Raw genomic sequence first — 6,302 nt, 5'->3', positions numbered from 1 at the left:
ATAACCTTTTGTAGCGTTAAACCACTTTACAGTACCTTTTACCATTTAAAACATTCCTCCAATACAACAATTTAATAGATGAGTCCTATGTATCATCTATCTTTTTCTTAGTCTATCACAATTTAGCTATCCTTGTCAAATAATATTCCCAAAGATTTCATTTATTATTCCTTTAATTTTTAATTGTAAATCAAGGTAGTACAACGAAGTTAATTCTTTCACTTTTTTTGCTAGGATCATCAAATGTAAAGCCATCATAATAATAGATTTTTGAAAATCCTGCTAACTTAAGCAATTCAACAATCTCCTCTATTTTATAGGCCTTTTCCATATGTTCCTCATCAAATCTTCTAAAATGATCCTTATCTTCTCTTATAAAGAAAGTAAGATAAAATTCTGAAATACTATTTTTATCATCGAAATAATTTTGCCAAATATAAAACAAATCTTTCCTATCTTCGACAAAAGTATTATTACCTATTATCTTCTTAAGTTTATAATAGGAGTTTATATCGAATATAAATATTCCATCTTGGGTAAGGTGATTTTTTACATTCTTAAAAGTTCTTAATAGATTATCCTTGTCTGTTATGTAGTTTATACTATCACATATGGAGATGATTCCATCAAATTTTTTGTTTATATAGAAGTCTACCATGTTTTGATTTAAAATAGTAACATTTCTAAACTTTATAAGCTTATTATATGCGATGCTCAACATATCTGGTGATAAATCAAAACACGTTAAATCAAATCCATCCCTGGCAAAATAGTAAGATAATTTACCAGTCCCACAGGCCATTTCTAATATAGTTTTAGGATTCTTATTAAACTTCTCCATTATATCTTTAATATATAAATACCATTCTTCATAATCTATATCTGCCATCAACTGGTCATATAGAAAAGCAAAGTCCCTATACATTATTTATGTCCCCCTTATACCTTCTACTCTTGCTTTTTATTTATTTGTTTATTGTTCATTTGTCTTTTTCTAACAGTTATCAATCCGCCTATTTTACCAGATTCTTTTGCTGTTAATCCTCCCCAGCCAACTTCTTCTATTTTATCCATTAACCCTAATTCTGCAGCAATTTCATATTTTAATTTATCTTCAAGAGTTTCTTTTTTCTTTGACTTTTTATTAGTTTTTTTATTTTTCTTTTCCACATCAATCCCTCCTAAAATCTATTATTAGTTAGGAGGGATTTTTTTATTCTTATAGGAAGAATATTCTATAATTCCAGATTAGAAATATTAGTGTAAATATCCATATTGGCACTTTCTCCACCATATTCATCTTTATTCTATTTATTCTAGTTTTAATAAATATATCATTATAAGCATTATCAAGTTTTGTTGGTTCTTTTCTACTACTAGGCAATGATTGAATCAATTTAAATAGTAAAAGTCCAGAAACTAAAGCCATTATTCCTAAAAATATAAGAGTAAATACCATAATACTTCCTTGTGGCATAATATCTACAGCCTGAGAGACTCCTTGTAAATTTTCTAAGTCAATTAGATTATAACCTATTATTAAAGCTATTGTGTTATTAACAGTATGCCCAAGTATTGTAGAAAAAAGAGAATTGGTCTTCAATGCAATTATTCCAAATATTATACCTAAAACAATTGGCCCCAGTAGATTTTGGACATTAAAATGAAACATTCCAAATAATATGGCTGAATAAATAATTGCCTTTTTACTTCCTAAGTTTTCATAGGAATTCATTACAAGACCCCTAAACATAGCTTCTTCACATATACCTGGTGTTAATGCTATGATTAAAAAACTAATTATAAATTCATTTAAATTTGTAGGTATAGGTATTGTATTAGGTAATACTTGACCAAATTTACTTAAGACCATTATACCTATATAATTAAAAAATATAGCTAAAGGATATGAAAAGACAACAATTAAAATAATATAAATAGATTGCTTTAAACTAATCCTATTTAATCTAAGTACTTCTTTTATAGAATATCCTCTTAATTTTAAATACAAAAGGGTGGGCATCAATACTATTATATATTCTGTTATCAAAAGACCAGTATACAATTCTCTGGTTTGTGCCATAGATCCAAATGTAATTAACAATAATGCAATAATTAAGTACAGAATATTGGTTCCCAAAATTGATGGATTCTTTCTATTTTCTATCATTGAACACTCCTACCTATATTATTATTTGTAATATGCTTCATATTATATCATAAGCTAATTAAAAACCTGTAGGATATCCTCCAGGTTTTTAGTTATCAAAAGTAAAAATATAAGGTACATTCCTATAATAATCCCCATAATTAAGTCCATAGCCTACTATAAATACATCAGGTATAGTAAAACCTACATAATCTGGTGTTATATCGGCTTTTCTTCTACTTGGTTTGTCTAGCATAACACATACCTTAATGGACTGAGGATTTTTCTTAGCAATATATTCTACTACTTTGTTCATAGTATATCCAGAGTCCATTATATCATCTACAATTAAAACATGTTTTCCTTCTATATTAGTTCGAATATCTGTAACAATATCCACTATACCGGAAGTAACCTCATCATGTCCATAACTTGATGTAGTCATAAAATCTATATTTACAGGGATATGAATGGCACGAACTAAATCTGCTGCAAAAACAAAACTTCCCCTTAATAAAGATATAACGATGATATTATTGCCTTCATAATCTTTTGATATTTCCTCCCCCAGTTCCCTGACCCTTTCAGCTATTTTGTTTGCATCAAATAATACTTTTGGTTTTTTATCTAGTTGCAATTTATTCTCCCCTTTCTTTTGATATTTACCTTGGTCTACTTTTCAATATTTCTTTGATCTCTTTAATTTCTACTAATATTCTGTTTAGAGTATATTGAAGACTTACGAGTATAATTATTAATGTGGTGATAATTATAATTCTAATATTCATTAATCTTCTCCTTATCTCTAGTTTGGATTAGTGGAAAACATATTTATATTGTGTTGATTATACCATAAATTATTAACTTGGTGAAAGAGTAAATTAAAAAATGTCTTCTCATTTCTTAATGAAAAGACATTTTTTAATTCTTATGCTTCTTCTTCACAAAGGTCTAATCTATTATTGTCATTTTCTACGTATTCTAGCTTTGAAATGGATACTTCATAAGCTACTTTAGTTTCTACTACATCATTACTATACTTTTTCTGATACTCTCTGCTTTGGATTCTACCCCACAATTTAATATGATCTCCTACCAGTAGTTTTTCGCAGAACCTGGCATTTCTTCCCCAGGCTATACAAGGTATGTAATCGGATTTATTGTAGGCCCTATTAACAGCAATGAGTAAATCTGATATTTCTCTTCCAAAAGGAGTCGTTCTGTAGATAGGCGGTTTACATATATAGCCATCTAAAAAAATTTCGTTTGGTGATTTTAATAGTTCCTTTGTTTCTTCTTCATCTTCTAACAATCTTATGTCTCTTGCAAATATCGTCAATACCAATCTACTTGTATTATCCACATATCGATTATAAGAGCGTAGTTGTCCATAAATTTGCACATGAGAACCTATGGATAAGTCCATATTGACTATTAGCCGTTCAGATATTGTTACTGGTAGAATATCGACAGAATTGCTTAATCTAGGAACTTCCAAATCAAAGTTATAGAATCCTTCTCCATACATTTCATGACTAAACTCCATGGGTGTACTTACCTTTCCAATAACTTCTACCACATTTGTTTCCATAATCCTCTTAACCACTAATACCATCTCCCCCTTATTCTTATGTATTTTATAATCTATAACTATATTTATTCCATGATTCCAATTAATATGATAAAATGAAAACTTTTTATTACGGATTATAATCCTTGACCTAGTATAGATTATTATTCTTTTGTAAAAATTATTTGACAATATTTTATCAAATTTGAGTATATTTTGCTAGTAAATTTTGAAAATCAGCTAATTAATAATTAGCTGATTTATAAGCTCTCTACATTCTTTTAATGATTCACTTCCTAAAATCATTAAAAGGTCATTTTTAGATAATACTTTCATTGCAGCATGAATACACCTATATAGATCAGTAAAAATTTCATAATCTACTTTTTGATTTGAAAGCATTAAATGAATATTATTCTTTAATAAAGCTTCCTTTCCATCTATAAATAAAAATAATTTTTTAACATTTAAAATAGGTTGCCAATTTAATATGGCTTTCAAATTATCCTTAATTGTATAAATTCCTTGATCTATTTCTATTCCATTGATAATATATATATTTTTATACTTCAAGTTTTGAGTCTCTTCAAAAACCATATTGTAATCAGCAGGTATATTACAATTACTATCTATTATCATATATTCTTCGTCCTGTATTTTTTCTAAATACCTAAATGTTCCCTTTATATTAGATAGGATATTTCTCATTTCGTCAATACTTATTCCATAAATCAATCCACATGCTATTGCTGCTAAACTGTAATAGATATTTGATTTTCCTATAAGATTTAATGTAATGGGGATTTCCATAGGCTCCATCCTAATCCCATTTAACCCTAAAATTTCTCTTTGTTGACAGAGATTAAATTGAATATTATTTGCAAATTTAAAACTAGAAGTAGTTATAGTTGCCTTTCTATTTAACCCATAAGTTACTATAATCCCCTTAACTTCCTTAGCTAGTAGTTTCCTATAATTTTTGTCATCTACATTCATGATTATATACTTTGCTTGATGAATCACTTCCTCGAAAAGGATATTTTCATAATTATTTATTTTTAGGTTAGTATGAATTATAATATCAAAATGAAAATTAAGTTTTACTATGCCTTCTATAGTATTAGCTGTAAGTTCTGATATCAATAAGAATTTGTTCCCCTTTGCTAAAATAGTTATTAAATTGCTTTCATTATTGAGTAATTGAAAACCTGACTTGATAAATATTTCCTTAATCATATGAAATGCTACATTGTTTTTTTCTGATCCTAATACCCCAATTGAAATAAATTTCTCGCTAGACATAAAGATGCTCCTCTTATAGATTTCATTTGTTTATTCCTTGAGTTTCTGCCTCCCTGTGTTATCCATATAAAAATTATCTTTATAAATTAATTCTGATATGGGAACTATTTCATAGCCTTCATCCTGAAGTCTTTCAATAACTATAGGCAGGTATTCTATTATATATTTTGCATTATTATGAAATAATACTATAGAACCACTTTCAATATTTCGTGTAACCCTATCTACTACTGGCTGAACTCCCAGTTCTTTCCAATCTAGTGAATCTACATCCCATTGGATTACATAGTATCCATTTTCTTTACATAAATTTATGACTCTATCATTATAGTCTCCAAAAGGGGGTCTAAATAGAATTGGCTTCTCTTTTATTAGTTTTTCAATTTTATCTCCCGTTATATTTAATTCCTTTACGATTTCATCATCAGATAGTTTTGTCATATATGGGTGATTGGTAGAATGATTTCCTACATCGTGGCCTCTTTTATATATTTCTTTCACATGTTCCGGATATTTATCAACCCAAAACCCAACTAGGAAAAAAGTAGACTTTACTTCGTATTTATCTAGTATGTCTAATATACCTAAAGTATAATCATCACCCCATGCAGCATCAAAACTTAAAGCTATCTTTTTTTCATTTGTATCTACACTATAAATTGGCAACTCTTTTTTATAGGAAAAAACCTCTAAGATATTGCTATTAGTTCTTATAGTAGTATAAGAGATGGAAATCATAAGGACAAATATGACTATCAATATTCTATAGATAATATTATCTTGCCTATATGTTTTATTCAATATATCACCTCCTAGAGTTTCTATAGTACAATTTATTCCAAAAACATTTTTATATTACTTCTCTATGAAAACTGCATTTTTACAAAGTATAAAATTAATTATTATATTATTAATATTATTTTCCCTAGAATTATATGAATAATTCTTAGTAATTCTTTACATATAAATTTAATTTTTTTAAACTTATTACCATTTCTTACAAGGATATTTTATAGAAAAAAAGGTTATATTATTATTACAACGACTCAAATATGTTGTTGTAAGGAGGAGAAAAAATGGCTAATAATAAAATATTAGTCCCAGAAGCAAGGCAAGCTTTAGAACAGTTGAAGTTAGAAATTGCTAATGAGTTAGGTGTAAGTAATTACAACAGCATAGATAAAGGTGAATTACCATCTAGAGTAAATGGATATGTGGGTGGTTATATGGTGAAAAAATTAGTAGAAACTGCCCAAAATCAAATGGCTAATAAGTAAATTT

The 6,302-nt window shown here is 27.7% G+C and carries 9 protein-coding genes; 1 reads left to right on the top strand and 8 read right to left on the bottom strand.

Annotation, left to right across the window (positions count from 1 at the left end; genetic code table 11):
* Window positions 1-190 precede the first annotated feature (190 nt).
* The 8 genes from C3E89_RS10115 to pdaB all read right to left on the bottom strand — a co-directional run bounded on the left by C3E89_RS10115 (window position 191) and on the right by pdaB (window position 5,822).
* Window positions 191-925 (bottom strand): class I SAM-dependent DNA methyltransferase, encoded by a 735-nt coding sequence (locus tag C3E89_RS10115; protein ID WP_236912685.1) that lies wholly within the window; start codon window positions 923-925, stop codon window positions 191-193.
* Window positions 926-948: 23 nt separating this feature from the next.
* Entirely contained in the window at window positions 949-1,170 is a 222-nt protein-coding gene (locus C3E89_RS10110) for a small, acid-soluble spore protein, alpha/beta type (RefSeq protein WP_236912683.1), read from the bottom strand.
* Window positions 1,171-1,219: 49 nt separating this feature from the next.
* Window positions 1,220-2,170: a type II CAAX endopeptidase family protein gene (locus tag C3E89_RS10105; protein WP_236912680.1), complete on the bottom strand. Its 951-nt coding sequence runs from the start codon at window positions 2,168-2,170 to the stop codon at window positions 1,220-1,222.
* 88 nt (window positions 2,171-2,258) lie between these two features.
* The gene (hpt, locus tag C3E89_RS10100; RefSeq protein WP_236912677.1) at window positions 2,259-2,786 is read right to left on the bottom strand and encodes a hypoxanthine phosphoribosyltransferase; all 528 of its coding nucleotides are present in this window, start codon (window positions 2,784-2,786) and stop codon (window positions 2,259-2,261) included.
* A 25-nt stretch (window positions 2,787-2,811) separates the two neighbouring features.
* Window positions 2,812-2,937 (bottom strand): hypothetical protein, encoded by a 126-nt coding sequence (locus tag C3E89_RS13340; RefSeq protein ID WP_272876604.1) that lies wholly within the window; start codon window positions 2,935-2,937, stop codon window positions 2,812-2,814.
* A gap of 140 nt (window positions 2,938-3,077) precedes the next feature.
* A complete protein-coding gene (locus tag C3E89_RS10095) occupies window positions 3,078-3,740 on the bottom strand; it encodes a single-stranded DNA-binding protein (RefSeq protein ID WP_336512971.1) in 663 nt (220 codons plus the stop codon).
* A gap of 219 nt (window positions 3,741-3,959) precedes the next feature.
* Window positions 3,960-5,021, bottom strand: a complete 1,062-nt coding sequence (locus C3E89_RS10090) for a Mur ligase family protein (protein WP_236912674.1) — start codon at window positions 5,019-5,021, stop codon at window positions 3,960-3,962.
* A 30-nt stretch (window positions 5,022-5,051) separates the two neighbouring features.
* Window positions 5,052-5,822 (bottom strand): polysaccharide deacetylase family sporulation protein PdaB, encoded by a 771-nt coding sequence (gene pdaB, locus C3E89_RS10085; RefSeq protein ID WP_236912672.1) that lies wholly within the window; start codon window positions 5,820-5,822, stop codon window positions 5,052-5,054.
* A 275-nt stretch (window positions 5,823-6,097) separates the two neighbouring features.
* Between pdaB and C3E89_RS10080 the strand changes: the two genes are divergently transcribed.
* The gene (locus C3E89_RS10080; protein WP_236912671.1) at window positions 6,098-6,298 is read left to right on the top strand and encodes an alpha/beta-type small acid-soluble spore protein; all 201 of its coding nucleotides are present in this window, start codon (window positions 6,098-6,100) and stop codon (window positions 6,296-6,298) included.
* Window positions 6,299-6,302: the final 4 nt, after the last annotated feature.

This window comes from Clostridium sp. Cult1 (assembly GCF_021655095.1).
Lineage (GTDB): Bacteria > Bacillota > Clostridia > Tissierellales > Tepidimicrobiaceae > Schnuerera.
The sequence above is the reverse complement of the archived record's forward strand: the minus strand, read 5'-3'. Positions and strand labels throughout refer to the sequence as shown.

What these genes read in the sequence shown, in the direction of transcription:
- C3E89_RS10115 (WP_236912685.1), bottom strand. Translation starts at nt 925, where the DNA reads ATGTATAGGGACTTTGCTTTTCTATATGACCAGTTGATGGCAGATATA.
- C3E89_RS10105 (WP_236912680.1), bottom strand. Translation starts at nt 2,170, where the DNA reads ATGATAGAAAATAGAAAGAATCCATCAATTTTGGGAACCAATATTCTG.
- C3E89_RS13340 (WP_272876604.1), bottom strand. Translation starts at nt 2,937, where the DNA reads ATGAATATTAGAATTATAATTATCACCACATTAATAATTATACTCGTA.
- C3E89_RS10095 (WP_336512971.1), bottom strand. Translation starts at nt 3,740, where the DNA reads ATGGAAACAAATGTGGTAGAAGTTATTGGAAAGGTAAGTACACCCATG.
- C3E89_RS10090 (WP_236912674.1), bottom strand. Translation starts at nt 5,021, where the DNA reads ATGTCTAGCGAGAAATTTATTTCAATTGGGGTATTAGGATCAGAAAAA.
- C3E89_RS10080 (WP_236912671.1), top strand. Translation starts at nt 6,098, where the DNA reads ATGGCTAATAATAAAATATTAGTCCCAGAAGCAAGGCAAGCTTTAGAA.